General features: G+C 42.4%; 36 protein-coding genes and 1 pseudogene. 24 read left to right on the forward strand and 13 right to left on the reverse strand.

Going from position 1 to position 26,190, the window contains the following annotated elements:
- Nucleotides 1-8: 8 nt before the first annotated feature.
- The 5 genes from HGO23_RS19155 to radC all read right to left on the reverse strand — a co-directional run bounded on the left by HGO23_RS19155 (nucleotide 9) and on the right by radC (nucleotide 3,850).
- A complete protein-coding gene (locus HGO23_RS19155; protein ID WP_209027510.1) occupies nucleotides 9-998 on the reverse strand; it encodes a glycosyltransferase family 9 protein in 990 nt (329 codons plus the stop codon).
- 198 nt (nucleotides 999-1,196) lie between these two features.
- On the reverse strand, nucleotides 1,197-2,309 hold the full coding sequence (locus tag HGO23_RS19160) for a glycosyltransferase family 4 protein (protein WP_209027511.1): 1,113 nt from the start codon (nucleotides 2,307-2,309) through the stop codon (nucleotides 1,197-1,199).
- Between the two features lie 163 nt (nucleotides 2,310-2,472).
- On the reverse strand, nucleotides 2,473-2,640 hold the full coding sequence (gene rpmG / locus HGO23_RS19165) for a 50S ribosomal protein L33 (protein ID WP_010847629.1): 168 nt from the start codon (nucleotides 2,638-2,640) through the stop codon (nucleotides 2,473-2,475).
- Nucleotides 2,641-2,651: 11 nt separating this feature from the next.
- The gene (gene rpmB / locus HGO23_RS19170; RefSeq protein ID WP_038239873.1) at nucleotides 2,652-2,888 is read right to left on the reverse strand and encodes a 50S ribosomal protein L28; all 237 of its coding nucleotides are present in this window, start codon (nucleotides 2,886-2,888) and stop codon (nucleotides 2,652-2,654) included.
- 269 nt (nucleotides 2,889-3,157) lie between these two features.
- On the reverse strand, nucleotides 3,158-3,850 hold the full coding sequence (gene radC, locus HGO23_RS19175) for a RadC family protein (protein ID WP_099136471.1): 693 nt from the start codon (nucleotides 3,848-3,850) through the stop codon (nucleotides 3,158-3,160).
- A gap of 256 nt (nucleotides 3,851-4,106) precedes the next feature.
- On the opposite strand from radC, the gene coaBC reads away from it, so the two are divergent.
- From coaBC to slmA, 3 genes are all read left to right on the forward strand, one after another.
- Complete coding sequence (gene coaBC / locus HGO23_RS19180) at nucleotides 4,107-5,336, forward strand: bifunctional phosphopantothenoylcysteine decarboxylase/phosphopantothenate--cysteine ligase CoaBC (protein WP_209027512.1); 1,230 nt, start codon at nucleotides 4,107-4,109, stop codon at nucleotides 5,334-5,336.
- The gene (gene dut / locus HGO23_RS19185) at nucleotides 5,314-5,772 is read left to right on the forward strand and encodes a dUTP diphosphatase (RefSeq protein WP_099136469.1); all 459 of its coding nucleotides are present in this window, start codon (nucleotides 5,314-5,316) and stop codon (nucleotides 5,770-5,772) included. The genes coaBC and dut overlap by 23 nt, the downstream gene beginning before the upstream one ends.
- Nucleotides 5,773-5,926: 154 nt before the next feature.
- On the forward strand, nucleotides 5,927-6,526 hold the full coding sequence (gene slmA / locus HGO23_RS19190; RefSeq protein WP_209027513.1) for a nucleoid occlusion factor SlmA: 600 nt from the start codon (nucleotides 5,927-5,929) through the stop codon (nucleotides 6,524-6,526).
- Nucleotides 6,527-6,797: 271 nt separating this feature from the next.
- Here slmA and pyrE read toward each other — a convergent pair whose 3' ends face one another.
- Nucleotides 6,798-7,439, reverse strand: coding sequence for an orotate phosphoribosyltransferase (gene pyrE, locus HGO23_RS19195; protein ID WP_209027514.1), 642 nt, complete (start codon nucleotides 7,437-7,439; stop codon nucleotides 6,798-6,800).
- 85 nt (nucleotides 7,440-7,524) lie between these two features.
- Nucleotides 7,525-8,286: a ribonuclease PH gene (gene rph, locus HGO23_RS19200; RefSeq protein WP_209028832.1), complete on the reverse strand. Its 762-nt coding sequence runs from the start codon at nucleotides 8,284-8,286 to the stop codon at nucleotides 7,525-7,527.
- A 139-nt stretch (nucleotides 8,287-8,425) separates the two neighbouring features.
- Here rph and HGO23_RS19205 point away from each other — a divergent pair, with 139 nt between their 5' ends.
- The 6 genes from HGO23_RS19205 to HGO23_RS19230 all read left to right on the forward strand — a co-directional run bounded on the left by HGO23_RS19205 (nucleotide 8,426) and on the right by HGO23_RS19230 (nucleotide 12,945).
- Nucleotides 8,426-9,289 carry a YicC/YloC family endoribonuclease gene (locus tag HGO23_RS19205; protein WP_209027515.1) on the forward strand — a complete coding sequence of 288 codons (864 nt, stop codon included), beginning with the start codon at nucleotides 8,426-8,428 and terminating at the stop codon, nucleotides 9,287-9,289.
- A gap of 178 nt (nucleotides 9,290-9,467) precedes the next feature.
- Nucleotides 9,468-10,733 (forward strand): tyrosine-type recombinase/integrase, encoded by a 1,266-nt coding sequence (locus tag HGO23_RS19210; protein ID WP_209027516.1) that lies wholly within the window; start codon nucleotides 9,468-9,470, stop codon nucleotides 10,731-10,733.
- Between the two features lie 94 nt (nucleotides 10,734-10,827).
- Nucleotides 10,828-11,730 carry a hypothetical protein gene (locus HGO23_RS19215; protein ID WP_209027517.1) on the forward strand — a complete coding sequence of 301 codons (903 nt, stop codon included), beginning with the start codon at nucleotides 10,828-10,830 and terminating at the stop codon, nucleotides 11,728-11,730.
- A gap of 101 nt (nucleotides 11,731-11,831) precedes the next feature.
- A complete protein-coding gene (locus HGO23_RS19220; RefSeq protein WP_209027518.1) occupies nucleotides 11,832-12,074 on the forward strand; it encodes a helix-turn-helix transcriptional regulator in 243 nt (80 codons plus the stop codon).
- Nucleotides 12,071-12,343, forward strand: coding sequence for a helix-turn-helix transcriptional regulator (locus tag HGO23_RS19225; RefSeq protein ID WP_209027519.1), 273 nt, complete (start codon nucleotides 12,071-12,073; stop codon nucleotides 12,341-12,343). Before HGO23_RS19220 ends, HGO23_RS19225 begins: the two co-directional genes overlap by 4 nt.
- A gap of 11 nt (nucleotides 12,344-12,354) precedes the next feature.
- Nucleotides 12,355-12,945 carry a BRO-N domain-containing protein gene (locus HGO23_RS19230; RefSeq protein ID WP_209027520.1) on the forward strand — a complete coding sequence of 197 codons (591 nt, stop codon included), beginning with the start codon at nucleotides 12,355-12,357 and terminating at the stop codon, nucleotides 12,943-12,945.
- Between the two features lie 561 nt (nucleotides 12,946-13,506).
- On the opposite strand, the gene HGO23_RS19235 is transcribed toward HGO23_RS19230, so the two are convergent.
- The gene (locus tag HGO23_RS19235; protein ID WP_209027521.1) at nucleotides 13,507-13,836 is read right to left on the reverse strand and encodes a YlcI/YnfO family protein; all 330 of its coding nucleotides are present in this window, start codon (nucleotides 13,834-13,836) and stop codon (nucleotides 13,507-13,509) included.
- A 205-nt stretch (nucleotides 13,837-14,041) separates the two neighbouring features.
- On the opposite strand from HGO23_RS19235, the gene HGO23_RS19240 reads away from it, so the two are divergent.
- The 9 genes from HGO23_RS19240 (at nucleotide 14,042) to HGO23_RS19265 (ending at nucleotide 17,133) form a co-directional block, all read left to right on the forward strand.
- Nucleotides 14,042-14,230, forward strand: a complete 189-nt coding sequence (locus tag HGO23_RS19240) for a hypothetical protein (protein ID WP_209027522.1) — start codon at nucleotides 14,042-14,044, stop codon at nucleotides 14,228-14,230.
- A gap of 123 nt (nucleotides 14,231-14,353) precedes the next feature.
- The gene (locus HGO23_RS19965; RefSeq protein ID WP_280529522.1) at nucleotides 14,354-14,476 is read left to right on the forward strand and encodes a hypothetical protein; all 123 of its coding nucleotides are present in this window, start codon (nucleotides 14,354-14,356) and stop codon (nucleotides 14,474-14,476) included.
- Nucleotides 14,469-14,639 carry a DUF4222 domain-containing protein gene (locus HGO23_RS19250; RefSeq protein WP_209027523.1) on the forward strand — a complete coding sequence of 57 codons (171 nt, stop codon included), beginning with the start codon at nucleotides 14,469-14,471 and terminating at the stop codon, nucleotides 14,637-14,639. Before HGO23_RS19965 ends, HGO23_RS19250 begins: the two co-directional genes overlap by 8 nt.
- A gap of 2 nt (nucleotides 14,640-14,641) precedes the next feature.
- Nucleotides 14,642-14,947, forward strand: a complete 306-nt coding sequence (locus HGO23_RS19255; RefSeq protein ID WP_209027524.1) for a hypothetical protein — start codon at nucleotides 14,642-14,644, stop codon at nucleotides 14,945-14,947.
- Nucleotides 14,941-15,120 (forward strand): primase-helicase zinc-binding domain-containing protein, encoded by a 180-nt coding sequence (locus tag HGO23_RS19855; RefSeq protein WP_244967846.1) that lies wholly within the window; start codon nucleotides 14,941-14,943, stop codon nucleotides 15,118-15,120. Before HGO23_RS19255 ends, HGO23_RS19855 begins: the two co-directional genes overlap by 7 nt.
- Nucleotides 15,121-15,222: 102 nt before the next feature.
- A complete protein-coding gene (locus tag HGO23_RS19860) occupies nucleotides 15,223-15,492 on the forward strand; it encodes a hypothetical protein (protein WP_244967847.1) in 270 nt (89 codons plus the stop codon).
- 120 nt (nucleotides 15,493-15,612) lie between these two features.
- Nucleotides 15,613-15,951, forward strand: coding sequence for a hypothetical protein (locus HGO23_RS19865; RefSeq protein ID WP_244967848.1), 339 nt, complete (start codon nucleotides 15,613-15,615; stop codon nucleotides 15,949-15,951).
- The gene (locus HGO23_RS19870) at nucleotides 15,893-16,435 is read left to right on the forward strand and encodes a primase-like DNA-binding domain-containing protein (protein ID WP_244967849.1); all 543 of its coding nucleotides are present in this window, start codon (nucleotides 15,893-15,895) and stop codon (nucleotides 16,433-16,435) included. The genes HGO23_RS19865 and HGO23_RS19870 overlap by 59 nt, the downstream gene beginning before the upstream one ends.
- 290 nt (nucleotides 16,436-16,725) lie before the next feature.
- Complete coding sequence (locus HGO23_RS19265) at nucleotides 16,726-17,133, forward strand: hypothetical protein (RefSeq protein ID WP_209027525.1); 408 nt, start codon at nucleotides 16,726-16,728, stop codon at nucleotides 17,131-17,133.
- An 842-nt stretch (nucleotides 17,134-17,975) separates the two neighbouring features.
- On the opposite strand, the gene HGO23_RS19270 is transcribed toward HGO23_RS19265, so the two are convergent.
- The gene (locus HGO23_RS19270) at nucleotides 17,976-18,770 is read right to left on the reverse strand and encodes a Thoeris anti-defense Tad2 family protein (RefSeq protein WP_209027526.1); all 795 of its coding nucleotides are present in this window, start codon (nucleotides 18,768-18,770) and stop codon (nucleotides 17,976-17,978) included.
- A 354-nt stretch (nucleotides 18,771-19,124) separates the two neighbouring features.
- Here HGO23_RS19270 and HGO23_RS19275 point away from each other — a divergent pair, with 354 nt between their 5' ends.
- From HGO23_RS19275 to HGO23_RS19285, 3 genes are all read left to right on the forward strand, one after another.
- Nucleotides 19,125-19,289: a hypothetical protein gene (locus tag HGO23_RS19275; RefSeq protein ID WP_169928490.1), complete on the forward strand. Its 165-nt coding sequence runs from the start codon at nucleotides 19,125-19,127 to the stop codon at nucleotides 19,287-19,289.
- Between the two features lie 108 nt (nucleotides 19,290-19,397).
- Nucleotides 19,398-20,255 carry a hypothetical protein gene (locus tag HGO23_RS19280; protein WP_209027527.1) on the forward strand — a complete coding sequence of 286 codons (858 nt, stop codon included), beginning with the start codon at nucleotides 19,398-19,400 and terminating at the stop codon, nucleotides 20,253-20,255.
- Entirely contained in the window at nucleotides 20,252-20,605 is a 354-nt protein-coding gene (locus HGO23_RS19285) for a tail fiber assembly protein (protein ID WP_280529523.1), read from the forward strand. The genes HGO23_RS19280 and HGO23_RS19285 overlap by 4 nt, the downstream gene beginning before the upstream one ends.
- Before the next feature lie 124 nt (nucleotides 20,606-20,729).
- Here the strand turns inward: HGO23_RS19285 and HGO23_RS19290 are convergent, their stop codons facing one another.
- The 4 genes from HGO23_RS19290 to HGO23_RS19305 all read right to left on the reverse strand — a co-directional run bounded on the left by HGO23_RS19290 (nucleotide 20,730) and on the right by HGO23_RS19305 (nucleotide 22,815).
- On the reverse strand, nucleotides 20,730-21,176 hold the full coding sequence (locus HGO23_RS19290; protein WP_209027528.1) for a biopolymer transporter ExbB: 447 nt from the start codon (nucleotides 21,174-21,176) through the stop codon (nucleotides 20,730-20,732).
- A gap of 20 nt (nucleotides 21,177-21,196) precedes the next feature.
- Complete coding sequence (locus HGO23_RS19295) at nucleotides 21,197-21,367, reverse strand: hypothetical protein (protein ID WP_209027529.1); 171 nt, start codon at nucleotides 21,365-21,367, stop codon at nucleotides 21,197-21,199.
- A gap of 215 nt (nucleotides 21,368-21,582) precedes the next feature.
- Nucleotides 21,583-22,035: a hypothetical protein gene (locus tag HGO23_RS19300; RefSeq protein WP_209027530.1), complete on the reverse strand. Its 453-nt coding sequence runs from the start codon at nucleotides 22,033-22,035 to the stop codon at nucleotides 21,583-21,585.
- 252 nt (nucleotides 22,036-22,287) lie between these two features.
- A complete protein-coding gene (locus tag HGO23_RS19305; protein WP_209027531.1) occupies nucleotides 22,288-22,815 on the reverse strand; it encodes a phage tail protein in 528 nt (175 codons plus the stop codon).
- A gap of 1,195 nt (nucleotides 22,816-24,010) precedes the next feature.
- Here HGO23_RS19305 and HGO23_RS19310 point away from each other — a divergent pair.
- The 3 genes and pseudogenes from HGO23_RS19310 to HGO23_RS19320 all read left to right on the forward strand — a co-directional run.
- Complete coding sequence (locus HGO23_RS19310; protein ID WP_209027532.1) at nucleotides 24,011-24,295, forward strand: hypothetical protein; 285 nt, start codon at nucleotides 24,011-24,013, stop codon at nucleotides 24,293-24,295.
- Between the two features lie 344 nt (nucleotides 24,296-24,639).
- On the forward strand, nucleotides 24,640-25,464 hold the full coding sequence (gene dinD / locus HGO23_RS19315) for a DNA damage-inducible protein D (protein ID WP_209027533.1): 825 nt from the start codon (nucleotides 24,640-24,642) through the stop codon (nucleotides 25,462-25,464).
- A gap of 345 nt (nucleotides 25,465-25,809) precedes the next feature.
- Nucleotides 25,810-26,184 (forward strand): annotated as a pseudogene (locus HGO23_RS19320) (Arm DNA-binding domain-containing protein); the annotation flags it as partial.
- Nucleotides 26,185-26,190: the final 6 nt, after the last annotated feature.

Below are 26,190 nucleotides of genomic sequence, written 5' to 3' on the forward strand. Positions count from 1 at the left end.
TTATCCTTTTATTGAGTTTTCAGTATATTTTTCACTGAATGCCAGACTTGTTCCACCGATATGTCTGACATGTTGTCTTGACGAGTCGCCTGTTGATAATCCATCGGATGTTCAATCACAGCCAATCTCTCATGCTGTTGTGGAGCAAGAAAACGACCAGGATGAAAACTATGGTACATGGCAACCATTGGGATCCCCAATGCTCCTGCCAAATGTGTCGTCCCGGTATCCACACCGACATACAAATTAAGTTGGCTCATAATCGCCGCATTTTGGCGCATTGTCGTTTTACCCGCCAGAGATGTACATCTTTGTACTCCCAACATTTCAGATAATCTTTCCGCCGCCGCTGCCCCATCCTGGCTACCCAACAGTAAAATGTGGGCAGCAGGATAATGAGCATAAATGCGCCGGGCTAACTCATAAAAAGATTCTACTGGCCAATCACGGTAAGCTTTCGCAGGAAAACTCTGTAATTGAAAGCCAATCCTTAGTTTATCTTCCAAACCATGATGCCGGAGAAAAGAACTCGCATATTCTGCTTCATTTTGACTCACACAATACTGCAACCGCCAGTCATGAATTTCAATCCCTAACGCATCAGCTAACAAAGCCCTTTCCTGCTGAGCTTGCATAAGTTTTTGGGGTTTTTCTACAAACAATTCATTTGGGGTTTTGCGGGATGTATCAGAAAAGCAAACAACTCTATTTGCTTTTCGTCTGGCATATTGTAGTAAAGATTTATCATGATTATATACCAATGCCAAATCATAACTACGACAAGAAAACCAACCAACCCACTTCGCTTTTCCTTTTGAAAAAGCATTTATTGAATTGATTTCATCAATATTCTCAAGGATCTCTTTTGTTCTCTTATGCGCCAATACATCAATATTGGCTTCTGGCCAGTTTAACTTTAAAGCCCGAATCACTGGTGTTACTAGTAACGTGTCGCCAAAACGCGCAATATTGATAATCAAAATATTTTTAGGTTGCATAATAATGAATTATAAAATTATCCACTCAGAGACTGGCTTACGAAACATACATCAAAGTTACTTAAGATATCTTGATACAGATTGTTCCATGCAGAAGCCAAACAAAAGTTTTATTTCACTTGTCTTATTTCACTTATAGTATATTAGTCCCATTTTAGATAAAGCGATAATATGGGTACAAAACAATACCTTCTGTCACTAACAACTGTCACTAACAACAAAAATAGACTCCATTTTATCTAACATATTATCCATACCGAATAAGCGTGTGGCTCGTTTAAGTGAAGCATCTCCCATCTGCAAACGTATATCTGCATTTCTCATTAACAGATCTAATTTTTCAGTTAGCTGTTCAACACATTTAGGTTCAATAACATAACCAGTTTCACCGTCAATCACAGCTTCAGAAATAGCGCCCACTGATGTAGAGACCACTGGTAATCCGCACGCCATTGCCTGCATGATACCTTGTGGAACCCCCTCATTTCCAAACGAAGGTAACGCAAAAATATCCATCGCATTTAAACAGTCCGGAACATCCTGACGATTACCAAGAAAAATGACACTATCCGTCAGCCCTTCTTGTTTAACCCTCGGTTCAAGATTTTTTTGTTGTGGGCCATCCCCTACAAACAGTAATTGCCAATCAGAATAGCGTTGATGAAGTATTTTCCAGCTATCCAACAGGTAACGATGCCCTTTCCAGGTTCTCATTGTCGCCACAATACCCAGCGTCGGTTTATCTGCAATTCCAATACGCTGGCGGCACTGTTGTTTATTCTCAGGGTGAAAACGTGTCAAGTCGATACCTGTCGGTACAGAGGTCATATGAGATAACGGATAGCCATTATTAGTATGTAGATATTGGCGTAACTTCTCCCCTGTCGTCACAATATGCTGGCAGGATTTCAAATAGAGCCAACGGGTCGCTATGGAGGTTGAAACATTAGTGGAAACATGGCGGGTCCGGACTATTGGTGGCATGCCCCTTAATGTGGAACATGCCGCAGCCACCAACCAAGAATCAGTAGAACTGTGGGTATTAATGATATCAAACCGATGGCCTTCAGCCTTTAACCAACGGCGCATTGCTATAAAGCATGGAAGACGCTTTTTTTCAATTGGCAACGCAACGACAGGAACACCATAATGGTGAGCTTCACGATAAAGTGTCGAAGTTGGGCAACAAACGATAACAACATGATGCCCACGACGCATCATCCCCTGAGATTCCGTCAGAATACGAATCTCTTGCCCTCCCCAACCACGTGACGATTCCGTATGTAAGATATTCAAGGTCTTTCTAGTCATTTTCTGAGCCACGCCTGACGGTTCATATATCAAAAAGTGTTAGTATAACTGAACGTCATGTTACGTTCACGGGTAACCGATAATCAGGTTTAAGATAAGGAAAGATTGGTGTATTTCAGGCATAAAAAAACCCAGCGAGAGCTGGGTTTTTTATCCACTAAAATTATTTGATTTTAGCTTCTTTGTACATTACATGCTGACGAACAACTGGATCAAATTTTTTCATTTCCAGTTTTTCAGGCATAGTACGCTTGTTCTTCGTAGTGGTATAGAAGTGACCAGTACCAGCAGAAGAAACCAGTTTAATTTTATCGCGAATACCTTTAGCCATTTTTCAGCTCCTTAGTATTTCTCACCACGGGCACGCAGTTCAGCAAGAACTGTATCGATACCCTTTTTGTCAATCACACGCATACCTTTAGCAGATACACGCAGAGTTACAAAACGCTTCTCAGACTCAACCCAGAAACGGTGAGAGTGCAGGTTAGGCAGAAAACGACGTTTGGTCGCATTTAATGCGTGAGAGCGGTTGTTACCACTCACAGGACGCTTGCCAGTAACTTGGCAGACTCGGGACATGTCTATTCTCCAAAAATCAAATCAGCTCGAGCTTTGTATTGGGTATGGCCGCCTCGTCAGGCTTAGGAGCCCATCTCAGTAAATTTTCTTTACTCTATACTGATAAAGAACGTTACTGAAAAGACTCACATTTTCTCAGCAAAAAACTCACTGAGATAGGCTCTTCTCGCCAAGCCCAAGATCCTCAAAGGTGGCGTAGTATACGCCCTCATTCGCTGATGCTCAAGTCCCGAACAACTAAGATCTGACTGGTTAGTGGAAAAACCGCATTAAATCCAACCTCTTTCCATAAAAGAGACGCAATATTGTTTGCCTATGACAATATGATCCAAAACCTTAACACCGACTAAATTACACGCATCAATGATTTTTTCTGTCACCAGTTTATCTGCCAAACTAGGTTCTGGATTACCGGAAGGGTGATTATGGGCAAGAATAATGGATGCTGCATTAACTTTAACCGCTTGTCTTACAATTTCACGCGGATGAACTTCAACTTTGTTTATCGTTCCCTTGAACATCTCATCATGACAAATCACTTTATTCTGATTTGTCAAAAACAGCACGACAAAAACTTCCCGATCCTGCCAAGACAATAAATCCTGCAAATAACTTTGAGTCGCGGCAGGGCTGCTCATAACATCTTCATGAATAAATTGGCTGGAGAAAAAACGCTTTGCCAATTCAGAAACTGCCTGTAACTGAACATATTTGCACACGCCCATTCCTTTATGTGCACAAAAATCAGCATAATCGGCAGAAAGCAAGTGGTACAATGAGCCAAATGACTGCAGCAGATGTTCCGCCATTTGTACAACAGGCACACCTCTAGCCCCTGTACGTAAAAATATGGCCAACAGCTCCGCATCCGTCAGAGTAATTGCACCATACGCCAGCAATTTCTCCCGGGGAGCAAGATCTGAATGCAATTCATCGTCTTTTTCCACTATTGTGATATCCATTCTACTTCCTCCCTTAAATATCTTTTGCTGGCTGGCTAACCGCCATGAAGATGACACCCCATAGCTTCGATATCCACATCATCAATATCCCATGATGAAAAAATCACCGCCAGTCCTGTGCGTATGGTTTGCGTAGCGCTTCGCAAACTTAGTATTTCTCAGCGACAAAACGGGAACTCTCAACGCCATATTCTCAACACCCTATTTTCTTATGATAGAATCCTGAGTAATTGTAACTTACAGGTGGACAATCAGAATGGCAGAACTTTCCGGCAAAGGGCTTTCTGGTAAACATATCGTGCTCGGCATCAGTGGAGGCATTGCTGCTTATAAAACAGCAGAGTTAGTACGGCGTTTACGTGATCGTGGTGCCCAGGTACGTGTCGTAATGACTCCGGCAGCAGAGGCTTTTATCACCCCATTGACATTACAAGCTGTATCAGGTCATCCGGTTTCTGACGATCTTTTAGACCCGGCAGCAGAAGCAGCGATGGGGCATATTGAGCTGGCAAAATGGGCTGATTTGATTATTCTCGCCCCTGCGACGGCAGATCTGTTGGCTCGGTTAGCTACTGGTATGGCAAATGATTTAGTCACAACTATTTGTTTAGCTTCAGCAGCCCCCCTGGCAGTCGTTCCTGCAATGAACCAGCAAATGTACCGTGCACAAGCCACCCAACATAACCTAAGGATACTGAGAGAACGTAATGTGTTGATTTGGGGGCCAGATGAGGGAAGTCAGGCCTGTGGCGACATAGGGCCGGGCAGAATGATTGAGCCCATGGCGATTGTCGAACTGGCAACGCAATATTTTAACCCTGTTCGAGATTTAATAGGCCTGCAAATAATAATTACAGCCGGGCCAACCCGTGAAGCCTTAGATCCTGTCCGTTTTATTACCAACCATAGCTCCGGTAAAATGGGCTTCTCCATCGCACAGGCAGCCGCAGAACGTGGAGCTGAAGTCACACTGATTGCAGGCCCTGTCAATCTGACTACTCCTCAAAATGTCAAACGTATTGACGTAACCAACGCATTAGAAATGCACAAGCAAGTGCAGGCAATCGCAGCTTCACAGCATATTTTCATCGGCTGTGCTGCCGTCTCTGATTATCGCTTCAAACAAATATCAGTTGAAAAAATCAAAAAACAGGGTGATGAAATCACCTATACATTAGTCAAAAATCCTGACATTGTAGCGAATGTTGCGGCAATGGAAAAACATCGTCCCTTTGTCGTTGGATTTGCAGCCGAAACCCAGAATGTGGAAGAATACGCCCGCGGAAAACTCAAGCAGAAGAATCTAGACTTGATTTGCGCGAATGATGTATCTCTGGCTGAACATGGCTTCAACAGTGATACTAATGCATTACATCTATTCTGGCACGATGGCAGCATTAATTTACCGCACAATGGTAAATTACAACTCAGCCACCGCTTATTAGACGAGATATTCAAACGCTATGATGAAAAAAATCGACGTTAAAATCCTTGATCCCCGCATCGGGCAAGAATTTCCTTTACCGGCCTATGCTACTCCTGGTTCTGCGGGTTTAGATTTACGTGCTTGTCTGGATAACGTAGTGGAACTGGCACCTGGTCAAACCGAACTTCTGCCAACGGGGATTGCTATCCATATCGCGGATGAACAATTGGCTGCGATCATTCTTCCCCGCTCTGGTCTGGGTCATAAACATGGTGTGGTGCTAGGTAATCTGGTAGGGCTCATCGACTCTGATTATCAAGGGCAACTGATGATTTCTGTTTGGAACCGTGGTGATAAGACATTCACCATCAAACCGGGCGAACGTATTGCCCAAATGGTTTTTGTGCCCGTTGTACAGGCTGAATTTAATTTGGTTGAAGATTTTGAGAGCACAGAACGCGGAGCAGGTGGTTTTGGTCATTCCGGTCGTCAATAACTTTTCATAAAGTCTGATACCATCAACCAACTTTTATATTTTTGCCCATCATCAGCATGGGCAAAATGTATATCCATAAATTTCAAGCCAACACTTGGAAGATAAAGGGTATAGCTGGATTTGTTTTGCTGTCTTAGCAGGGGTACTACCACACATGGCAGAAAAAGAACGTACAAAAAAGAAAAACAGACGTGAAGAAATCTTGCAGGCACTGGCACATATGCTTGAATCCAGCGATGGCAGCCAGCGTATTACAACTGCAAAACTTGCCGCCAACGTTGGGGTTTCTGAAGCTGCACTTTATCGTCATTTTCCGAGCAAAACCCGGATGTTTGATAGCCTGATTGAGTTTATTGAAAACTCTTTAATTTCTCGCATCAACCTGATTTTGCAAGATGAAAAAGAGACCATCCCTCGAATTCGGTTAATTCTGATCCTCATTTTGGGCTTTGCAGAAAAAAATCCAGGTTTAACCCGTATCATGACAGGCCATGCCTTGATGTTTGAACAAGACAGATTGCAAAACCGTATCAATCAACTGTTTGAGCGTATTGAGGTACAGCTTCGCCAAATCTTAAAAGAGAAAAAAATACGGGATAGTCAGGGTTTCAGTTATGACGAAACCATACTGGCATCACAATTATTGGCTTTTTGTGAAGGGATGCTCTCTCGTTTTGTTCGCTCTGAATTCCGCTATCGACCAACGAAAGAATTTGAAGTACGCTGGCCCTTGATATTGACCCAACTACAATAAATTTCCCAAACCTGCTATGCACATTTTTTATTCTGGGGATCTTTTCATTACAGAATATAGAAATGATAACATGCGTTTTTCACTAACGTTTTTTGTATAAATTTGTGTTAACATGCTTTGGCTAGCTGAGTTGACTACCCAATCGCTCAGTAATGACATTCCTTCCACATTATCTGCGGGATGTCATTTCTACTACTCACCCCGCCCACCATTGGGCGAGGGATTTTTTTTAGTCTGTAATTTCTACAGAGCAATCAAACAGAACGAACTGTCAGATACCGTATTCTCTGCGGTAAGCTTCCACAGCCTCTAAATGAGACTGCATTTCTGGGTTTTCACGCAGATAGGTAATTAAATCATTCAATGTGATGATAGAGAAGACTTTACAGTGATAATCACGCTCAACTTCTTGGATAGCCGAAAGTGTTTCCCGTCCACGCTCCTGACGATCCAGACACAAAATAACTCCAGACAACGTTGCACCATGTTGTTTGATAATTTCCATTGATTCACGAATAGCGGTTCCTGCTGTGATCACATCATCAACGACCACAACTCTTCCTTGTAATGGACTGCCGACCAGTGTTCCTCCTTCCCCATGATCTTTTGCTTCTTTACGGTTAAAGCAATAAAGCATATCAATATTGTGATGCTCCGCCAGCGCCACTGCGGTTGTAGTTGCGATTGGAATACCTTTATAAGCTGGCCCAAACAGCAAATCACATGGAATACCACTATCCTTCAATGCCGCGGCATAAAAACGGCCAATCAACGCCAAATCACGTCCAGTGTTAAACAGCCCTGCGTTAAAAAAATATGGACTCTGGCGACCGGATTTCAGCGTAAATCCGCCAAATTTCAGCACCTTTTTTTCCAGTGCCAGTTCAATAAATTCGCGCTGATAGGCTTTCATAGGGTTCTCCTCTTGTACATCATTATGATTCTTATCGCCATTCTCGCAGGTATAAAAAAGGCGACTCTTCGGCCGCCTGATCCATTTATTTTTTCAATTCATCTTGTTTTAGAGAATCTTCTTTTGAAGAATATTGCTTTAGCGCATCCCGCTGCGCGGCAAAAATAGTTGCCAATCCTTCTTTCGCAAGGGAGAGTAATGAAAGCAATTCATCATGGCTAAACGGTTCACCTTCTGCCGTGCCCTGAACTTCAATCATCCGGCCATCATCCATCATGACGACATTCATATCAGTCTCAGCCGCAGAGTCTTCTACATACTCTAAATCACAGCGACCTTCACCATCAACGATACCAACAGAAACTGCGGCTACCATTGACTTCAACGGGCTTTCTTTCAGTTTTCCATCGGCAACCAGTTTATTCAACGCATCCACCAGAGCTACACATGCGCCGGAAATCGCTGCGGTACGAGTGCCACCATCTGCCTGAATAACGTCACAATCTAACGTAATGGTATATTCACCCAGTTTTTTCAAATTTACTGCTGCACGCAGTGAACGAGCAATCAGGCGCTGAATTTCCATAGTACGGCCAGTTTGCTTGCCTCTAGCGGCTTCACGGGCGTTACGGGTATTTGTCGCCCGTGGCAACATACCATATTCTGCCGTGATCCAACCCTGCCCCTGACCTTTCAGGAAACGTGGAATTCCTTCTTCAACGGAGGCATTACATAACACTTTGGTATCCCCGAACTCAACCAGCACCGAACCTTCCGCGTGTTTAGTGTAATGACGGGTTATTTTAATAGGACGAACCTGCCCCGCCGCTCTTCCTGCCGGACGCATTCCCACTAGGCTCATAGTGTTCTCTCCGCTGTTAATACTTTATTGGGGGCGCATTATACGGCCTAACGCGGCGAATGCCTATCCTGCATCTGCATGGAGCGTTATAATCATTCATCATTTTATAAATTGGGAATGAGTTATGATCCGTAGCATGACCGCTTTTGCGCGGCGAGACATCAAGGCAGATTGGGGAAATGCAGCCTGGGAACTGCGCTCTGTCAATCAACGTTACCTGGAAACTTATATTCGTCTGCCAGAACAACTCAGAAGTCTGGAGCCAGTCATCCGCGAGCGTATCCGTTCCCGCCTGACTCGCGGCAAAGTGGAATGTAACCTGCGTTTTGAACTGGATACCCGCACTCAGGGCACACTGATTCTTAATGAAAATCTGACCAAACAACTTGTTGAAGCAGCAGGCTGGATTAAGCAACACAGCAATGAAGGAGAAATCAATCCCGTAGATATTCTGCGCTGGCCGGGTGTTATAGCTGCCGAAGAGCAAGATCTCGATGCCATCAGCGCACAACTGCTTGCGGAGCTCGATCTGGCACTGGATGCCTTTATCCAAAGCCGAGAAACTGAAGGGCAGGCGCTTAAAGCACTGATTGAGCAACGTTTGGATGCAGTAACTGAGGAAGTCAGCAAAGTCCGTGTACAGATGCCAGCCATCCTACAATGGCAACGCGAACGGTTACAAACCAAGCTGGAAGAAGCCCAGATCCAGTTGGAAAATAACCGTCTTGAGCAAGAGCTGATTCTATTGGCACAGCGTATTGATGTGGCAGAAGAGCTGGATCGTCTGGATGCCCATGTCAAAGAAACACGCAATATTCTGAAAAAGAAAGAAGCCGTCGGCCGTCGGCTGGATTTTATGATGCAGGAATTTAACCGCGAATCGAATACATTGGCGTCAAAATCAATTAATGCAGATGTAACAAATTCTGCGATTGAATTGAAAGTATTGATTGAGCAGATGAGGGAACAGATTCAAAATATTGAATAACGTTTCTTAGCATTTCAGAGAAAATCACAAAGCCAGATATATATTGTTATATCTGGCTTTTTTGTTATCAGAGTATTGCAGAACGAATCACAGTAGCGCATGGTTATCGTGTACCACTAGAGATCATGAAACTCATTTAGTGGTACACGGTCATTTTTTTACATTGGAAATTGCACAAATGCCGAAGCTCACTGACAAAGAGATCAGAGCATGGATAAAATCCGGTGAAAGGTTCGAGGGAAGAGCGGACGGTAACGAGCTATATCTATGCTATCGAAAAACCTTTAAACACCCTATATGGCGTTTTAGGTATAAGTTCGCAGGTACACCCAGAGTGATAACTCTAAGCTCATACATTGATCTATCACTATCAAAAGCAAGAGAATTCACCAGAGAGCTATCAGCCCGTGTTGCGTTGGGCTATGACGTTGCTGGGGAAAAGCAGGAACGCAAAACCGAAGCACTGGCAAAAATTGAAGCTGAAAAGAACTCCATCAAAGTATCAGATCTCGCGGCTGAATATTTTGAACGTCAGATACTCCCGCGCTGGAAGCACCCTGACATACTCCGCAGACGAATAGACAAAGACATTAACCCTCGTATCGGCAATATGAAGATTGAGGATGTGAAACCCCGACATATTGATGAAATCCTAAAGAGTATTGTCGATAGAGGCGCACCTACTATAGCAACAGATGTCTTGCGATGGGTTAGGCGCATATTTGACTATGCTATCAGGCGTCAGCTCATTGACGTAAACCCCTGTTCAGCTTTCGAGGTTGCAGACGCAGGCGGGAAAGAAGTATCACGTGATAGATGGCTTACCAGAGAAGAATTAATCATTGTACTGAGGGCATTTAGAACGTCCACAATCAGCCGTCAGAATGAAATCAGCTTTAAGATATTACTAGCTCTATGCTTGCGCAAAATGGAGCTATGTGACGCACGATGGGAAGAATTCAACTTTAAAAAGGCTGTCTGGCACTTTCCGGCAGAACGCAGCAAGAACGGTGATGCAGTAGACATTCCTCTATGTTCACAAGTTATCGATTGGTTTATGGAACTAAAGCCAATGGCTTGTGGTAGTCAATACGTTCTACCAGCAAGAAAAATGCAACACCGAATGATCCCACATATTCAGGAAACTACCTTGTCCGTTGCGCTTGCCAAAGTAAGACGAGCAATCCCTATTGATATGCCTAACTTCACTATCCACGACTTTAGACGAACTGCCAGAACTCACTTAGCCGCGCTAGGCGTTGATCCTTTTGTGGCTGAACGTTGCCTAAATCATCGTATAAAAGGCGTTGAGGGCATCTATAACAGACATGATTATTTCGACGAGCGTAAAGCCGCATTAACTCAATGGTGCGATTTGCTGGTGGCGCTGGAGAAAGGTGAAGATTACAACGTGATCCCGCTGGGTACGCGAAAAGCAAAATAACCGAATTATCCGTATCTAGCCCGACGGGGCGAAAAGTGGGGGAAGCCTTACCAACCTGATACGGCAATCTTTAAGGCGCGTAAAAGGTGACGTGATGGTATTACCAAAAAGAAAATATTACACATTAGAGAAAGCTATCAAGGTTATTGGTGGTAGCGTTGATTTTAGCGATTTGATTCATTTTGCTTCAATTGGTTTATTACAACTGTGTGTGAAAGCTCCAGATATAGGGTTTTACTTATTTAAGGATGATGAGGTAATAGAAATAACAATTGAATCTAATTCGAGTCTATTTTTAGAACAAAGCACTATTAATGAAAGTAAAGAAGAGATTAATGAAGTCATCACTGAATATGGCGACTTACCCAGTAGGAGCGATTATATACATGATAAGTTATTTCACTACCGATCTGATTACCTTCGTATTACTGAATCGTTTGATATTTTAAGAGACCAAAAAAAAGTTGATAATCTTGATGGATTAATTGCTATTCCTTATCATTTCATTGCGTCTGACGAACTTGACATAATTAATGAAATCGCTGATGACTTTTTAATTGATAGTTTCGATATTCCTCGATGCGATGATTTTAAAAAATCTCATAGATATGAGCCTGATGATTATTATTTATCTGACTGGTTTTCAGTTAAAGTAAAAGATCTACTGATAACAGACTATGAATTAGATATTCTCCTCAATGGAGGACGAGCTGTTAGTGAGGGCATAGAACGCAATACGTTTCATCAAAAAAAAGTAAAACATGAAAGAAACCCAATGACAGTAAGAGAAAGAACCACGGCAAACCAAGCAACATATATTAAGTTTTTGCTTTTAATGAATGGTTTTTCTGAACAACAATTAAAACAATCACCCCAGACACTTTTAGATGAAATCAGTAAAAGAGCAAGCAATGAAAAAATAGAAATGCCAGTGATATCAGACAAAACATTAGGAGATTGGCTGGCAAGAGCCAGAGGTGTAAGATCCCATTCATAAGAAATTATCAATAACTTCCAGAAGTTTTCGATAACTTCCTAACATTATTTTTCAATCTTGCTTAAATATGCCTAGCCAATCATAAAGGAGCTAGGCATAACATGAAGCAGCAACGCAATCCACGTACTAAAAGCAATACCCCATATCCTACCAGTGGCAATGCAAGAAAACGCCACACCGCCGATTTTTTAGGCATATCTGATGCAACCCTTAACCGTTGGGTTAAAGCCGGAAAGCTACCATTACCATTTGAGCTTGAAGAAGGTTTTTCTGTCTTTGACGCAGCCGATATCCGTGCGTGGGTAGAAAGCAAAAAGCTGCTAGGACGCAAGGTAGTTCAATGAAAAAATTTATATTACCGACCGATGAACAACGGAAATATATTCTTTTTGCCTATGGCGAAATTGAAAGACGAATAAGAGAACGAGAACGAATATCCGGTATTTCTCGCAGCCATTGCCATAAATTAGAGGGATTAGGTTTATTTCCGCCTCGCGGTCATTTCGGGCGTAATTCCTGCGCGTGGTTATTAAGTGATGTTTTATGGTGGGTACGCAACCCGCCAACAGTGGAAAACGTAAATAACCCGTATAGCCGTAAACCTGTTAATTAAGGAATAACATCATGGAAAAAATTACTGCCTTGATTGGCAACGGTCAAACTCACCCTAAATTTAGCCAGAGCGATATTTTAAATATCGATTCAGCGGATATCTCATTTATTAAATTTGAGGGCGTACAAGTACAGATAATTAAAATTAACAATGAACCGTGGTTTATTGCGAAAGATGTTTGTAACGCTTTGGGAATAGTTAACTCCAGTGATGCGTTAAAGGCATTAGATTTGGATGAAAAAGATACTATAGCTTTAACCTATAGTATTCAGGGAAACCCTAATAGGGGCGTTATTTCTGAATCTGGGTTCTATAAGCTCATCACCCGTAGCCGTAAGGCCACCAAGCAAGGAACATTCGCCTATCGGTTCGCTAATTGGGTATTTCGTGATGTGATCCCGTCTATCCGTAAAACGGGTTCTTACGGTGTGCCATTTGCTGCGCTGAACGATTTCACCCGGCGACAGAACGAATACAAAGCAATTGCGTCTCAACGGGGGCGCGATCTTCAATCATGCAAAGGAGAGTTAGCCAGCTTAAACAAAGAAGGAAGGGAACTGTGGAGAACATACCAGCCTGACCTTTTGGAAGAGGCAGAGTGATGATCATTGTTAACTGCATAGACTCCTTGAGTTTAAGAAGTCTTATTACCGTGGTCCTCACTTTGGCTGGTCACTCAGCGAAACTTTCCGCTCAGTTCCAATCAGAGAAATATCCCACTGATGGGTATGAGAATATTTTCGGATACCTCAGTAACCCATTGATAAAAATTCAGACGCCATATTTGGCGTTTGGTCCTACTTTAGGATACTCAATAGTTTTGGGTCAGTTACCTAACCCATTGAAATATAGTCACACTGCAAATATGCAGTCTGGTCATAATCTGCGCGTATCATTTAGCGATGCACAAACTTTGCGACCGTCATTTAGTCAGGCACAATCAGGCACAAAAAGAAAAGGATAGCACGGCGAATGCTACCCTTTGGCGTAAAGCACATTTGCTTTACGGAGAATTACAACAACTTAAGAGGTGTGGTTAGTTATTACTCAACCAACTTACCATCTTTAAGAGGGGGAGTGAACCAAGTAAATAATGTTTACTCAGTTAACCAAGTCAATAATTTTGCTTTGGTTCACCATCGGGCTAATTGTCGGTTGGTTAGTTATTGCTCAGATGATGCTTTGGCTTTGCGCTGGCGTCGTTTGATCTCATTACTAGCTGTTGCGACAATAGATTGCAAATCAGTCCCAATCTTTGTTCCTACATCTTCAATTTGCTTGAATGCTTTTAGAGTGTCATTCAAATCTGATAAAAGTTGGTTTGTATCACTTTCCAGATGCTGCCGACGCTCGGCTTCATTTTTTATTGCAGTTGCGATAAATCTTCCAACACTTTCGCCTTCTTTTCGCGTTGTTTCAAGCAATTCAGCAACTTCATGCGGGACGCGGGACGCCAATTGTACCGATTTATTGTTGACACTACCTGTTGACATGCTAAACACTTCGTTTGAATTAGTGTATAACAGTGTACATGAAAAAATCGGTGAAGTGAATAGCACCTTGATGCATGGTGAATATCACTTGGTTAAGTTAGTGCTAATCACTTCACCGAGTATAAATTGTAAAAACAGCAACGCCCCGAAGTGCGGGAACACTATCGAGGCGTCTAACCAACAACCGTTAATTGGAGTAACGATTATGGCTATACAACAGCATAACCAAACTCGCCTTAAATTTACATTCCTAATTGCATCTGGCAAGCAACGACTGGTGGTTATTCACCCGGTACGCCTTATCACTGTGCTGGCAGATAGTGAGGGTGAAGCCCGTCTACTGGTCGGTATTTCCTCGCTGATATTTGTTTCTCGTCAGGAGGTGGCCGCATGAGCAAGCCTATCACTATTCATCAAACCGTTGAAAAGGCGCAGCAACTCGAATTTATTAATCAGCTTATTGAGTCATACCCTCATCAAAATACAGGGCAGTGAAATATCTGTTATTTCCTCTCTGATGGCGAAGCTATCCGGCGATATTGCTGTATTTCTGATTGAAGTAATCGCGGATGAAGAAGCTATCGATACCCCTTCCAACTATGGAGATATGTCTACAGTTCAGGGGGTGAACCATGCCTAACCCTGCCCCTCATGACTATTATACCCATAAGAACGGGGAAACTGTTCAGGTGTTGTCAGTCGCCTTTAACCGCGTGACGTTTGTCCGTGAAGGTTATACCTACCCGTGCATCATGCCATTAAGCCGTTTCACTCAAGAATACACCTACGCAGGGAGAGCCTGATTATGTCTGATATCTATAACCATTTGGTACGTACTAATTTCGACAATATGAGCACCGAAGAACTCAAAAATCTGCGTATGAATTCCGAAGCGGCATTCAGTGGTGTAATGGCTGCATTATCTGCAGTCGGTGAACTAGGTTTCTGGGCAGAGGCTAATGAAGAATACTCGAAGGGACAGGACAGAGATGACTTGCGCAGTGTTAGTGAAGCCCTGATGTACTTGCCAAAAATAGCAAAGGCACTCAACGACACAGAACAACATGCTCAGTTTGAACTCCATCACCGCGAGGGATTCCCCAAATGGTAAGTCATATTGATATTCGTTCGGTGAAAGCAGCGGCTCAAGGTCAATGGCAAGGTTTACTGGTTGCCTGTGGTGTGGAGGTTCCGGCAAAGGGTAAGCACGGTGCTTGCCCGATATGCGGCGGTAAAGATCACTTTCACTTCATAGACGATCACGGTCACGGTGACTGGCATTGACGCCAGTGTGATAACCCGAATCACGGTGATGGCTTTGATTTACTGGCTAAAGTCAAAGGAATAACGCTCACTGAGGCTATTAAAGTCGTTGCTGATGCGCTGTTGCTTCCATTACCTGAACCCAAGCCTGCCAGAAAGGAAGCTCCCAAATCAGAGGCTCAACCAATCACCGAGAAAGTTAACAAATTGCTTGCTCAGTCCACTACCGGGCAATCTGATTACCTGACCAAGAAGGGGCTGCAATGCCCCAATCAGAAACTATTGAAAGACGGTTCTTTGTTGTTGGTCACTCAGGCTCTGGACAACACAATCACGGGTGCTCAAATCATCAAACCGAACAGTGAAAAACGCCTTGTATCAATGACTGGATAGCGGCTGAAAAGACCGCCCTGTCCGTCGAGGGGTGGGTCACGCTTCCGCCCACAGAACACAAATCCGACTGGGACGATTATCGTCAGCGTCACGGCCTTGAGGCAGCAAAGCAGGCATTCAATGAAGGGTTGTATCAGGTGGGGGAGAAAAATATGGGAACAACTAACGTTATTTCGCTTAATCCGGGAAAGCAGAAGAAAAAGCCAAGCATTCAGGCCACATAACCCTGATGACTGGTTACTGCACCAGAACAGGATCACCTATACCGAACTGGAAGAAGGCGAGAACTTAAAAGAGCATTCCCCTAATTACCTGAAATGGCTGAATCATGTATCGGGTGGCAACCCAGAAAAGGCCAGACGCATTAAGGCAGGGCTATATATGGTCTTTGGCAACCGTCATGACTGGCAGATGTTTATTGAAGCAACGGGGCAGACGGCGTGTCATTTTCCACTTTAATGACACTGTGGAAGAAAAAAATAAAGACAAGAGCCTGCCAGAAAAGATAGAGGCTGAAATTCCTGTGATTATCCGCGATCTGTTGCGTGAGTTTCCGCAACCAGAGATAGCCAATGCCTTACTGATTGAACAAAGAGGTTCGGGGGAGGCTACAGAGATAAAACGCGAGACAGATCCGTTGATAGATTTTTGCGCTTATCTCATCGCGCTGGAAGGGGCGAGCGGGATGTTAATGGGGAATGCCAATATTACCCCTCCTGCCCCGCGCAAGTACCTGTATCACGCTTATATGTCTTACATGCAAGGGAACGGGAATAAGAACTCATTAAGCCTGACCACTTTCGGGCGGTCGATTGATAGCGCCTTAAAAGAATTGGGGAAAAGGTATATCAGGGAAAGAACGATGCATGGGTACAGGACAAACCTCGAATTAAACGAAACCGAGGCGGAAGATTGGCTTCCACGAGTACCAACACAATCATGAATATAAAAAGTTTTAGTTAAAAGTGTTCATAATGTTCATGGATATAAAAAATATATAAATATCAAATAAATAAACCATGAACACTTGATATTGAAGTATTCATAACTGTTCATAAGTGTTCATGGGGCATTCATGATATAACAATATGTTTTACATAAAAATTATTTAATCATGAACACATGAACACATGAACACATGAACACATGAACACATGAACACATGAACACATGAACACTTAGACGATAAAACTTTTTACACACCATACACGCAAATTAAACGGAGATTAAAGAGTGAACGATACATCGAAGAATACGAAAGATAAAAAGGGTTATTCACTGGCAGGCGTAGTTAGTTTACCGGGGATAGCAAGGCGTTACGCGATCATTGCTAATAATGATGATATGTATACTACCTCTTTAACGCTTTACAACAAAAAAGGGGCTGAGGCTCTTTGCCATGATGGAAGTTGGCTATGCTCCACGATAAAGGTTTTAAAACGCAGTGATGATGAAAATGAAATAGAGTCAGTTTTAATAGCATGGAATGATAGTTATACCCAAAAAGGCGTATCGAAAGAATTCATACTATCAAGGGGGTGGTACAGAGACATGATGAGCCAGGGGATCGGAGTGACGGCACACCCATACAAACGGCGCATATTGTTAGCGTGGTTACGCAGACAGGAAGATAAGGGATAGAAGCCTACACATAAAATACCTGCGTTTTTTTGCGCATTTTGTCCCCCGTTCTGCGCAATAGTCTCTAAATACCCGCGTTTTCCGTCGGTTCTTACTGCGCAGTTTTAGCCGTCTCATTCTGCGCAATGGCTGAATACCCCGGCTTTTCTTGGGTATCATTTTGCGCAGTTTGTTGCTTTGCGCACTTTGTTTGCGCAGTATTGCGCACTATTATTTTGCGCAGCAGGTTACAGGTACGGAACGGGGTTGTGATGCTTCGTAAAACGGTTTTAATGTTAAGAATTGTTAGGATTTAGCGATGGGTGATCTGCCGGATTGGTCTGCCAAAAGAAGTTTTTACCTTAGGATTTTACTTATGCTATTTCTTTGAAGTATGGTGCAGAAAAAGGCATCAACCTTATCAAAACTTATCATTTGGCTTGCCTGAGTTTTGGTTTTACAGCCTTGAATACGAAGAGTATTTGCTCTGGGAGGCAATGTTTCTCCGATTTCAAATCGGGAAAATCAGCACGTCCTATCCAACCATAACGGAAATCATTACAGTTGCCGCAGGTGGTTCAGGCTTGAGTTATACAATATTGGTCGGATTTTAACCCGCAGCTTTCGGTGGGTTCATCGGACGAAGATTTGACTGATTCGGAATGAGCGAAAAATTTCGCTGATATTTAACGCCTTGTGTGCCTAATTCTTTCACTGCCTCCGTTTGAAACGGAAGCGTGACATAGCACTAGACCTGCATCATGCAGGAAATAAGGGATATCAAGGTGTTAAAGGTAGTTTCACGTGAAAAAGGCCACGCAAAAATAGCACGGCCTTGAATTTCATGTGTGGATTTGGGTAAATTATTTATTACGCCAAGTTAGGCAGAAACGCTTAGTTTGATCTGTCTGCTTTAATATTTCACTTAATTTTTTGACATTAAGTTTCTGAGGATTATGGGCGTCATATCTACTATCATAAGTGTAGCTCACGTTGCGCGTGTAAAGACCATTCTGCCCCCAACCTGAGTGAATGCCAAGGTCATAAGTTTCATTATCAACGGTAACATAAAAATTTTTATTAAATATTTGAGATACCTTTTGATCGCTATTTTTATCAGTAGATACTTGCAAAGCTATTGTAAGAAGAGTTGGGATAGTATTATCAACATCCAAATAGAACCACTGTATATCAATAATTCCTATTTTATTTTGAATTATATTTAAAGTACCAGTATGAATGCTTTTACATCCCCAATTATTGTATCCCCACCATTTGTCACCCGCTGGAATCTGTTCAAATCCTAGTTTAAGGTCGAAAATCAACATATTACCCTCTGGACATACTGGCTTTAGTAAATCCCAATCACAAGCCATCAAATCTTCTTGTGTTGGAGTCCAGCGAGACCAATAACCGTTTTTATCACTCTTCTCAATATAAGCATCCCCATCATCTGTATTACCAACCTCTGATTTATGAGTAAGACGCATGTGCTCTATAGGAGCATTCCAACCGCTACGGTGTACCTGTTTTCCCAAATACACGAGGCTCAGCGCCCATGCAGAAGTACCGGCTGGGACAGTTATATTGTCATCGCCAATATTATATTGGTCTGGATTAAATGGACACTTGAGATCCAGATTATTAACGTCAGACATAAACACCTCACTTTATTATTCGTTAAAGGTCATTTCATCCTGCTGTTAACGCACCAGAAACCTTACTGAGGTCAAATCTTCATCTCAATCGGATTACTACTATAGCAAGGCTTATAATTTGAAAGGTGATAGGTGATTTAGTGAGTTGTAAATTCGAAGTTTGGTGCTGATAGTGAATACCCTTATTCCCCTTCCATTAAGCCTCACTAAACGGCAAGTTAAATAGCTCTGCCGTTCCTTATGTATCCATAATTTGTGTAATTTATATTATTGCATTATTTGCATCATTAGTTTTATTTGTTGCATATATTGCAATAATATAGCTGTATAAATTATCAGCATTTGAGGTTAGAGATGAAAGTCGATAACAAAGCGATTTTACTGACTCGTCAGCAGATGGACGCCCTACGCAAGATACAGCAGGACGAATACAGCCGCTCAGAACTGGGTATTAAACCCACCCTTCACGAAGTGGCCCGCAAGCTGGTAGATAAGGCTTTATCACAGACAGGAAGATAACAATGGCAAATTATCACGAAGCGAGGTATCACGCTGTCAACGCACTGAAAAAAATGGTTGAGCCGATGACGGAAGCCGAAAACGAGACCCTGATAGCACGGTGGAGAGATGAGCAACACTAATGCGGATGTAATTAAAGAGTTTCTAATCTCACTCGGCTTTGAGGTGGATGGCGCGGGTGAGAAAAAATTCAGCGCAATCATCGCGGGCGATTACGCGGATAAATCAGCGTCTAATAAACAGATATTTAGCAGTTTTGTTTCCTCATCAAAGGGTGTTGAGGCCGACGACAATAACGGTAATCGTATCGGAATGTACACTAATGATGGCCGGGTTTATTTTGCCGTACACCGGAATAACAAATGGCTGGGGGATGTGGAGTGTCCAGGCAGGGGCGGCACAATGGCGTTGCAAGGGGACAGCTACACGAAAGAGGAGGCTAATAGCCGATATCAATCCGCAGGAAACTACGCAGATAAATCCGCCGACAACAAACAGGCGTTTAACAGCTTTGTTTCCTCATTACGGGGGATTGAGGCGGGTGATGATAACGGTAATTTAATTGGCATATACGCGAATAAAGGCCATGCTTATTTTACTGCCCATAAGAATGGCAAATGGATTGGGGATGTGGGATACCCAGATAGAAGCGGCACAATGGCACTGCGGGAGGATGTGTTGGGTATAGCGTCATACCGTAATGTTCTGCGCAATCGCAAACTCAATTCCACATACACCAATCGTGAAAATCGTCCAATTTTTGTCAGTTGTACTGTAGAGCGAACCGGCAGCTACCGACTGTATTTTATTGTCGATGGGGTTACTGTTGCGGAAGATTCCCGCCCGCCCGGGGTTGAGGGTGGACGCTGGGCGCATCATATCTCTGCCATTGTCCCGGCAGGTGCCAGTTATCACCTGTACGGTGATGGTGATGCGGCCACATTATTACATTGGATGGAATTATGAAGATGAAATATTTCAAATCACCTGAAAATCAGGTTTACGGCTATGAGTCAGATACCCCGGACGACTGGATTAAGGCGGGTTTAATCCCGATTACCGAGGCAGAGGCTGACGCTATTGCAAATCCGCCCCCGACACCCGCGCAATTGCAGCAACGGGCAGAACGGGAAAAACAATACCGAATGTCGCAAGCGGCAAACTCAATAGCCCCGCTACAGTACGCCGTCGATCTCAACATGGCAACGAGTGGAGAGCAAACGGCTCTGACGGAGTGGAAAAAATACTGTGTGCTGCTCAATCGGGTGGATTGCACTACCGCTCCCGATGTCAAATGGCCGGAGCAGCCGAAGTAAATAAGGGGGCTGCGTGCCCCTTACTTCATTCAATAGCCAATAGGGGAGATTAGCGGGTAGTTGGGTGGATTGGGGAAATTGTGGGTAGATGCGAAAAAGCCCTCGGAGGGAGGGCTGGAAGATGCTAGCTTTTTTTTGAAAAATTGAATAACTGAAATAATAACAAACATATATGGATAAAGGAGGCTATGGCAATTCCGATTGTTATTGATGGCAATGGAATCCCCGTTATATTTGAAATCAGCAATATACCAGAAAAGAAAAGAATACCGAGTTCAACAAATACAAATGAGTACATTATTACGACAGATGTCATATAGCCATAGTGATTTAGCTTGGTTATATTGCGCCCTTTTAATCCTATGACAAATGTTAGTGCTGCTATTAGTACGGCTATGGTGGTTCCTGCGTATGACGATGACGCAATAGCACCGCCTAATGCCCCCCTATTTTTCGCAAAAGAAATGTCAGGGACTAAATAATATTTAAAGGTAAAGTAAAGTATTATTACTATAATGTATGGCAACAAAATTAGGATTAAGGCTGGTGCAACCTTATGTTTTTTTGTCATTTGCGCCCCCTTAATCTCAGTTATCTCAAATCTTCGCCTATGGCTTGAGTGAAACTCCTCATTATAGCTGATCTCATTCCAACAAAACAATTGTGTATCTCTTCTGCTATTTCTGCGTTTGATACTTTATGCAGGTTAGCACTAATTTGCCCTTTTCCTGAGAGGTAAAATTCAGTAAGGATATCTGCCATTTCTTCTCTAGCTTTTATATGTATATCACTAAATGCATCGCCTTGTCTTTCTATTATTTGAGTGGTTATTTGTTTTATATCTCTGTTTTTTTGGGTTTTATTATTACCTCAAGGCCATTAAGTAATTCTTCTGGTATATCTCGGCACCCCATGGTGCGTAAAATATTATTTATAATGCCTACACCCCGCCCATCAGATTCCACTCTTAAAGTAGTTCATCCAATGAATTGCATTGTCAATGCATCTTCTGTTGTTACATTTTGCATTAATGATTCAATTTGAAGTGAGGTGCCATTTAACTCCTTTTGCATGATGTAATGCTTTAATTCTCGAATTTTGGGGCCATACATAGATGATGCAAAGCCCATAATATTTCCATTAATAAAAACAAATGATGGGAAGCCAAGCGATTCATCGGAAGCCAGACTATCTCTAATATTAGCGACTGAAAAAGTTGATGTGTTGATTTTTTTTATCAATTCACTATCGCTTTTTTTGGTGAAAAGATATGTGCTTTCGTCAATTTTATGAAGGTATAAGTGGTAAGTATTGCAATCTAGTTCATGTTCTTGTGGATTTATAATATTTTTTTCAAAAAGGCTCAATAAATTGATTCTTTCTTTGATACCATTATTTTCTTGATAGAATGCATAAAAATTTATCTTCATAATAAACCCTGTTTTTATAACCACTTATACGTAATCTGAATTCAGCCCCACCATACACTACATCACCCCTGCTAATGTGTTGATCAGAAATTGCTTAATTTGTGAGATTATGGACATAATTAATTCTCTTAGAGATCAACTAAAAGTTATTATTTAAATTTGAAACAATATTGTCAGTTATATTATTGACAGGTGATTTTCATGATTGATATGAACCCGCAGAAAGTTGCGGGTTTACTTGTTAGCTCAGAATTAAGCTGCTCTTACTATGTAATTGAATGCAATATTACGGGGACGTGTTTCTGATGCGGTTCTAGCAACCCTAGATGCATCAAAACTCCAATCGCCGTTCGTAGGGAATGATCCGGGAGCATGCCCTGCCGTGTCGATCATATTAAATTTCGCCTGAAACGCCCCGTTCGCGCGTGGAGCTTCAACCCCTTTTACCATTCCGAGTGATCCTGTAATATTTTGTAACGCATCTGTCTGCTCCGATAAAATCTGGCGCCCATTATCTATTCCACGCCTCCCATCCCAACCACGAATAAACTCCCCTCTCAAATCAGGTAGTCTGCCAGATGGATAGGCAAGAGCCAGTTTTGGGTATCTTCCTTTGTCAAATAGGTCACCATTGCATTGCAACCAGCCTTCCGGTGAAATTTCTGACGGCCAAGGAACAGGAACACCAATAGGTATCACTGTATAACCAAAGTCTTCATAAGATTGCTGCGCTAATGTAGTATCTTTTAATTCTGATATTTCAGGCTTTTTATCTTGCATATTTATTCCCTCATTTAATCAACAATACACATTGCTAAATAACATGAAGGCGGTGGGATACTTCTCCGCCTGTGAACATCAATAAAAAGGTTCATCAATACTGGAGAGAACTTCTGGTTAGGATGGCACGGAATGGTTGTTTGGAAATTAATAAAATCCATACCCCACTGATAAGACTATGAGTTTAAAGGGGGCAATTATCCCCTTTAACCTAACTCCTTGATTTCATTAATCTCTGTCCCTGTGACAGAATTACGCAAAATCAACATGTTACAAGCGATGTTCGTGTAACCCATTGATATAATTAATTTCCTGCACAGAGCGGTAATTAAGCAAAATCAGCAAGTTATCTAAAAGCGGGATCTCTCACCTTTAACTCTTAAGCCTTCTGCATGGTGCCGGCATCGTTCCGTTTGAAACGGAGAGATTAACCAATGAGTAGCTAAGGAGATTTGGCACTCTTCCGTTTCAAGCGGAGGTGTGAAATTAACTACAAGGATTCCTTGAGCTTAAGGAATCATCAATCTCAGAGGCTCAACTACGAAATTTTCGTAGTTTATATTTTCACCAATTGGGATTTGAAAGCCCATTTAAGTGGGAATGCCCATTTTAGTGATAACTCATTGATATCTAATCAGACGACAGATTTGTCTTCTGCTTATAATTTGAGCGCTGATAATGTCGGTATGCAAAACCCAATATCCGATAATCTGACTTTGCACAACTCAATAAGAGGTGTGCCCAAAAGAGTGGGCTAGAAACAAGGGGTTAAGTCGTTTTGTCCAGACCGTTATGTCTAAGTAATACGTTGAAACACAATGAATTTATTGCGTTTGTCCAGCACATAAAGTAACCATTGGGATTTCCGCCATGGTTGGGTCAAAGTGACGGCCTCGGAAGAATCAATGAGTTAAGCAACTAGGGTGGAAATCGCCACGGTTGCCACTTATCCTCAAATTGAGGATGAATGAAGTATCAATAAGTTACAAATGACACAAGAAGGCTTGAGTTTAAGCCGCCCAGTAAAAGCCCTTTAAAATCCAAATTTGGGTTGTCTTTAAGGTGGGTATTGAGATTTCCTCAACACCTTTTGCTGAATGTGACTGAGTAACTGAGTACGTATTACGTTCGCAGTGATTTAACTGACTGATTTTTATCATGAAGCAAAAACCAGATCATCTATAGGCGGTGGAACATGGCAAGAAGACAGAAGAAGAACGCACCCTTGATAGTCGCCACGATCACAGGAAAGATTACCGTTTCCCCCAAGCGTATAAAGTGCCAAACAGGTAAGGTGATGGCAGTCGCTACCATGCAGGCACAGAGCGAGAAGCGCAGTGATTACCCGCTGCGTGTCGTGGGCTTTGATGAAATGGCGCTATCGGTGATGCTGTTACAGAAAGGTCAGGTGATCACTGTGACGGGAAAGGCTTCTTACTGGCGGGGCTATCAGTTGGCTGTCAGTTCTATCGCTCAATAGGTTCCGACGCAATACGTCGCAACCCTCTATAGCTCGGAACGTTAAACGTACCAACCTACTCACTTTCGACGAAATTCGTCGTCAGTCATTAGCTCAGGATGTTTAGTGTACTGACTTCATTGATTGTGGGGATACCAGATAACGACAAAGGAAATGATTAATACGGTGAAAGTAACAAAATAATGCGGAGGTTCAACTACCGAGGATTTTCCGGTAGTTCGATAGCCACGGTGAGATTACGGAGAGGGTTATTCTTGGATGGCATAACAGTATTTGAATTACACTAAAGGTAAGCTATCCGTATTATCAATCTATACCACTAACAAATATGAGAGGTTCGATACATGGAGCACCACCACCAGCCATTTGAAGAAATAAAACTATTCAGCGATGAGGGAGTTGAATACTGGTCAGCGCGAGAATTAGCGCCACTACTAGATTATAAAGATTGGCGGAATTTCCAAAAGGTTTTAAACAAAGCAATTCAGGCGTGTGAAGCCAGTAATCAAGAGCCTTCATACCATTTCGTTGAAGCCAACAAAATGGTTACTCTTGGGTCTGGTGCTGAAAGAAAAATAGATGATATAAACCTATCCCGTTATGCCTGCTATCTTGTTGTGCAAAATGGTGATCCCAGCAAGCCAGTGATAGCCGCAGGACAAACATATTTTGCTATTCAGACCAGACGACAGGAATTAGCCGATGATGAGACGTTCAAAAAACTGCGAGAAGATGAAAAACGGCTATTTCTACGCAATGAATTAAAAGAACATAATAAACAGTTAGTCGAAACAGCCCAGCGAGCAGGAGTAGAAACAAATATCGACTTTGCCATTTTCCAAAATCACGGCTACCAAGGCCTATACGGTGGGCTAGATCAAAAAGCAATCCACCAGCGAAAAGACTTAAAGAAATCACAACGAATATTAGATCACATGGGGTCAACAGAACTTGCGGCTAACTTGTTTAGAGCAACGCAGGCCGAGGACAAGCTGAGACGGGATAACGTAAAAAGTAAAACACAAGCAAACCAGACTCATTTTGACGTTGGAAGAAAAGTAAGAGATACGATCCAAGAGTTGGGTGGAACAATGCCAGAGGATTTACCATCACCAGAGAAAAGCATCAAACAATTAGAAACGATAGCAAAGAAAAAACTCAAAAAGTAATCACATCACTAATATGTGACTTTCATGATTGTACATATTTCAATCATCCCATTGGTACACCTCGATTTAGCGTGTACCCAAGGGTGTACCCCTAGAAAATATTGAATAGAACAAATCCAGTAATGACACGGCCTAACACCTCCTACTCAATGAATAGATTCAAATAACGTTTCTTAGCATTTCAGAGAAAATCACAAAGCCAGATATATATTGTTATATCTGGCTTTTTTGTTATCAGAGTATTGCAGAACGAATCACAGTAGCGCATGGTTATCGTGTACCACTAGAGATCATGAAACTCATTTAGTGGTACACGGTCATTTTTTTACATTGGAAATTGCACAAATGCCGAAGCTCACTGACAAAGAGATCAGAGCATGGATAAAATCCGGTGAAAGGTTCGAGGGAAGAGCGGACGGTAACGAGCTATATCTATGCTATCGAAAAACCTTTAAACACCCTATATGGCGTTTTAGGTATAAGTTCGCAGGTACACCCAGAGTGATAACTCTAGGCTCATACATTGATCTATCACTATCAAAAGCAAGAGAATTCACCAGAGAGCTATCAGCCCGTGTTGCGTTGGGCTATGACGTTGCTGGGGAAAAGCAGGAACGCAAAACCGAAGCACTGGCAAAAATTGAAGCTGAAAAGAACTCCATCAAAGTATCAGATCTCGCGGCTGAATATTTTGAACGTCAGATACTCCCGCGCTGGAAACTGTTC

The sequence above is a fragment of the Xenorhabdus budapestensis genome, from assembly GCF_017743015.1.
In the GTDB taxonomy this organism is placed as follows: domain Bacteria; phylum Pseudomonadota; class Gammaproteobacteria; order Enterobacterales; family Enterobacteriaceae; genus Xenorhabdus; species Xenorhabdus budapestensis.

Bases quoted from the DNA above. Each gene is read 5' to 3' on its own strand.
- HGO23_RS19155 (WP_209027510.1), bottom strand. From the start codon at position 998: ATGCAACCTAAAAATATTTTGATTATCAATATTGCGCGTTTTGGCGAC.
- HGO23_RS19160 (WP_209027511.1), bottom strand. From the start codon at position 2,309: ATGACTAGAAAGACCTTGAATATCTTACATACGGAATCGTCACGTGGT.
- rpmG (WP_010847629.1), bottom strand. From the start codon at position 2,640: ATGGCTAAAGGTATTCGCGATAAAATTAAACTGGTTTCTTCTGCTGGT.
- rpmB (WP_038239873.1), bottom strand. From the start codon at position 2,888: ATGTCCCGAGTCTGCCAAGTTACTGGCAAGCGTCCTGTGAGTGGTAAC.
- radC (WP_099136471.1), bottom strand. From the start codon at position 3,850: ATGGATATCACAATAGTGGAAAAAGACGATGAATTGCATTCAGATCTT.
- coaBC (WP_209027512.1), top strand. From the start codon at position 4,107: ATGGCAGAACTTTCCGGCAAAGGGCTTTCTGGTAAACATATCGTGCTC.
- dut (WP_099136469.1), top strand. From the start codon at position 5,314: ATGATGAAAAAAATCGACGTTAAAATCCTTGATCCCCGCATCGGGCAA.
- slmA (WP_209027513.1), top strand. From the start codon at position 5,927: ATGGCAGAAAAAGAACGTACAAAAAAGAAAAACAGACGTGAAGAAATC.
- pyrE (WP_209027514.1), bottom strand. From the start codon at position 7,439: ATGAAAGCCTATCAGCGCGAATTTATTGAACTGGCACTGGAAAAAAAG.
- rph (WP_209028832.1), bottom strand. From the start codon at position 8,286: ATGCGTCCGGCAGGAAGAGCGGCGGGGCAGGTTCGTCCTATTAAAATA.
- HGO23_RS19205 (WP_209027515.1), top strand. From the start codon at position 8,426: ATGATCCGTAGCATGACCGCTTTTGCGCGGCGAGACATCAAGGCAGAT.
- HGO23_RS19210 (WP_209027516.1), top strand. From the start codon at position 9,468: ATGCCGAAGCTCACTGACAAAGAGATCAGAGCATGGATAAAATCCGGT.
- HGO23_RS19215 (WP_209027517.1), top strand. From the start codon at position 10,828: ATGGTATTACCAAAAAGAAAATATTACACATTAGAGAAAGCTATCAAG.
- HGO23_RS19220 (WP_209027518.1), top strand. From the start codon at position 11,832: ATGAAGCAGCAACGCAATCCACGTACTAAAAGCAATACCCCATATCCT.
- HGO23_RS19225 (WP_209027519.1), top strand. From the start codon at position 12,071: ATGAAAAAATTTATATTACCGACCGATGAACAACGGAAATATATTCTT.
- HGO23_RS19230 (WP_209027520.1), top strand. From the start codon at position 12,355: ATGGAAAAAATTACTGCCTTGATTGGCAACGGTCAAACTCACCCTAAA.
- HGO23_RS19235 (WP_209027521.1), bottom strand. From the start codon at position 13,836: ATGTCAACAGGTAGTGTCAACAATAAATCGGTACAATTGGCGTCCCGC.
- HGO23_RS19240 (WP_209027522.1), top strand. From the start codon at position 14,042: ATGGCTATACAACAGCATAACCAAACTCGCCTTAAATTTACATTCCTA.
- HGO23_RS19965 (WP_280529522.1), top strand. From the start codon at position 14,354: ATGGCGAAGCTATCCGGCGATATTGCTGTATTTCTGATTGAAGTAATC.
- HGO23_RS19250 (WP_209027523.1), top strand. From the start codon at position 14,469: ATGCCTAACCCTGCCCCTCATGACTATTATACCCATAAGAACGGGGAA.
- HGO23_RS19255 (WP_209027524.1), top strand. From the start codon at position 14,642: ATGTCTGATATCTATAACCATTTGGTACGTACTAATTTCGACAATATG.
- HGO23_RS19855 (WP_244967846.1), top strand. From the start codon at position 14,941: ATGGTAAGTCATATTGATATTCGTTCGGTGAAAGCAGCGGCTCAAGGT.
- HGO23_RS19865 (WP_244967848.1), top strand. From the start codon at position 15,613: ATGAAGGGTTGTATCAGGTGGGGGAGAAAAATATGGGAACAACTAACG.
- HGO23_RS19870 (WP_244967849.1), top strand. From the start codon at position 15,893: ATGACTGGCAGATGTTTATTGAAGCAACGGGGCAGACGGCGTGTCATT.
- HGO23_RS19270 (WP_209027526.1), bottom strand. From the start codon at position 18,770: ATGTCTGACGTTAATAATCTGGATCTCAAGTGTCCATTTAATCCAGAC.
- HGO23_RS19275 (WP_169928490.1), top strand. From the start codon at position 19,125: ATGAAAGTCGATAACAAAGCGATTTTACTGACTCGTCAGCAGATGGAC.
- HGO23_RS19280 (WP_209027527.1), top strand. From the start codon at position 19,398: ATGAGCAACACTAATGCGGATGTAATTAAAGAGTTTCTAATCTCACTC.
- HGO23_RS19285 (WP_280529523.1), top strand. From the start codon at position 20,252: ATGAAGATGAAATATTTCAAATCACCTGAAAATCAGGTTTACGGCTAT.
- HGO23_RS19290 (WP_209027528.1), bottom strand. From the start codon at position 21,176: ATGACAAAAAAACATAAGGTTGCACCAGCCTTAATCCTAATTTTGTTG.
- HGO23_RS19295 (WP_209027529.1), bottom strand. From the start codon at position 21,367: ATGGCAGATATCCTTACTGAATTTTACCTCTCAGGAAAAGGGCAAATT.
- HGO23_RS19300 (WP_209027530.1), bottom strand. From the start codon at position 22,035: ATGAAGATAAATTTTTATGCATTCTATCAAGAAAATAATGGTATCAAA.
- HGO23_RS19305 (WP_209027531.1), bottom strand. From the start codon at position 22,815: ATGCAAGATAAAAAGCCTGAAATATCAGAATTAAAAGATACTACATTA.
- HGO23_RS19310 (WP_209027532.1), top strand. From the start codon at position 24,011: ATGGCAAGAAGACAGAAGAAGAACGCACCCTTGATAGTCGCCACGATC.
- dinD (WP_209027533.1), top strand. From the start codon at position 24,640: ATGGAGCACCACCACCAGCCATTTGAAGAAATAAAACTATTCAGCGAT.